This is a genomic window from Halomonas sp. (genome assembly GCF_052095695.1).
In the GTDB taxonomy this organism is placed as follows: Bacteria; Pseudomonadota; Gammaproteobacteria; order Pseudomonadales; family Halomonadaceae; genus Vreelandella.
In genome coordinates, this window is record NZ_JBQDLQ010000023.1 from 42,700 (window position 1) to 44,311 (window position 1,612).

General features: G+C 63.2%; 1 protein-coding gene. It reads left to right on the plus strand.

Annotated elements, in window-relative coordinates:
• On the plus strand, positions 1-1,612 hold a 1,612-nt coding region (locus ACTH5D_RS06785; RefSeq protein ID WP_441669535.1), incomplete at both ends, for a UvrD-helicase domain-containing protein.

Below are 1,612 nucleotides of genomic sequence, written 5' to 3' on the forward strand. Positions count from 1 at the left end.
CAACGCCAAAAGCCGCGCCAACTGGCTAGGCGCACTACGCGAGTGGTGCGAAACAGACGCCGACCGCCCCGCGCTCACCGACGCCGCCTGGAAACGCATGACGGCTGACGGCATGGCCGATATTTGGAAAGACGGCGCACCGCCCTGCCCGCAGGCCTGGGAAGCGCTGGCACAGCTACCGAAAGCGCTGGATGTCCTGCCCGAGCCACGCAACGACCTGCTGATTCACGCCGTACAGTGGTGCCGTGCCCGGCTGGAGCGCGAACAGGAACGCCGCGCCGAGATGGGCCCCAACGACCTGCTCACCCATCTGGATCGCGCCCTCAAAGGCCCCAACAGAGACGCCCTGGCCACACAGATCCAGCGCCAGTTCCCCGTGGCACTGATCGACGAGTTCCAGGATACCGACCCGATCCAGTACCGCATTTTCAACGCCGTGTATGACGTTGCCACGCCCCGCCACGACAGCGCCATCCTGCTGATCGGCGACCCCAAGCAGGCCATTTACGCCTTTCGCGGCGCGGATATCTTCACCTACCTGCAGGCTCGGCACGACACCGATGGCCGCCATGTAACGCTAGGCACCAACTTTCGCTCCAGCAAAGCGATGGTAGATGCGGTCAACCACTGCTTCAGCTACGCCGACCAGCACGATGCGGGCGCCTTTCTGTTCCGCGCTGATGGTGGCAACAACCCACTGCCGTTTAATCCCGTCAACGCCAAAGGCACCAAGGACACGTTAGTGCTCAACGGCCAACCGCTACCCGCGATGACCCTGTGGCCGCTTGAAAGCGACGAACCGCTCTCCAAGACCGCCTACCAAACCGAGATGGCCGAGCGCTGCGCCTCGCACATGGCCGCGCTTTTGGAATCAGGCCGCCAACAGCAAGCGGGCTTTGCGAAAGCGGTCGATAACAGTGCGGCAGGCGATAGTAGTGTGAGAAGCGGAGAGCAATCACTCACTCCGCTGGCCCCCTCGGACATGGCGGTGCTAGTCAATGGCCTGCAAGAAGCTCGGGCGATTCGCCTGGCGCTGGCCAGCCGGGGCATCAAGAGCGTCTACCTTTCCGATCACGACAAGGTGTTTAGCTCCCCCATTGCCCCGCAGCTGGCCATTTGGCTGCGCGCCTGCGCCGAGCCCCAGGCCAATTCCCGCCAAGCGGAAGCCAAACTGCGCGCCGCCCTGGCCACGCCGGTGATTGGGCTCAGCCTTGAAGCACTCGACCACCTCAACCAGAGCGAGCTGGCCTGGGAAGCGCGGGTTGAGCAGTTCAGCGATTACCACCGCCTGTGGCAGCGCCAGGGCGTGCTGCCACTAGTGCGCCGCTTGATGGTCGATTTTGATATCGCCGCCCGGCTGCTGGGCGAATTTGCCGAGGGGGAACGTTTGCTAACCGACCTGCTCCACCTGGGTGAAATGCTCCAGCACGCCAGCCAGGAACTGGATGGCGAACACGCGCTGATTCGTTTTCTGGCCGAGGCGATTGCCGACCCAGATAGCCACGGTGACAGCCACAAGCTGCGCCTGGAGAGTGACGCCGATCTGGTCAAGGTCGTCACCATTCACAAATCCAAGGGGCTGGAGTACCCGCTGGTGTTCCTGCCGTTTATC